This is a genomic window from Candidatus Nitrosarchaeum limnium BG20 (assembly GCF_000241145.1).
In the GTDB taxonomy this organism is placed as follows: Archaea; Thermoproteota; Nitrososphaeria; order Nitrososphaerales; family Nitrosopumilaceae; genus Nitrosarchaeum; species Nitrosarchaeum limnae.
Window position 1 is genome coordinate 1 of record NZ_AHJG01000012.1, and the last position, 595, is coordinate 595.

Here is a 595-nt window from a genome sequence, read left to right on the forward strand (position 1 = left end):
CATCTCCAAACTGGTCTCCTGATGGAACAAAAATTGTATTTTCAAGTTCAGGTGATATCTATTCCATAAATGCAGACGGAACAAATCTTGCTAACTTGAGCAGTGACCAAGCTTATGATCAGTCTTCTCCATCTTGGTCTCCAGACGGAACAAAAATTGCTTATACACATCAAGGTTACACTGGAACTGACAATGGTATTTACACAATGAATCCTGATGGTTCTGGTAAAATTAGATTAAGTAACGATATTTACATTTGGGCTTCTCCATCTTGGTCTGCAGATGGAACAAAAATTGTATTTCAATACTTTAACTGGGATACTTTTGAAAATGGAATATCTATCATGAATGCAGATGGTTCAGGACGAGTTCAGTTGTTAAGCGGTAATGCTCGTGGACCTGTATTCTCAACAGATGGAACAAAAATCATATTTGCAGTAGATGATGGTAATTGGAATCCTGTTCCTGGCTATCAAACTTTCAATATTCACATAATGAATGTAGACGGAACAGGTGACACTCGATTAACTAACGGCGTTTATGATGAATTTAATCCTCACATGAGACAACTTCCAGTAGTCATTCATCCAAACCC

Annotated in this window: 1 protein-coding gene; it reads left to right on the plus strand. The window is 37.5% G+C overall.

Going from position 1 to position 595, the window contains the following annotated elements; all coding sequences use genetic code 11:
• The coding region (locus BG20_RS00755) for a TolB family protein (RefSeq protein WP_010189652.1) at positions 1 to 595 on the plus strand (595 nt) is incomplete at both ends.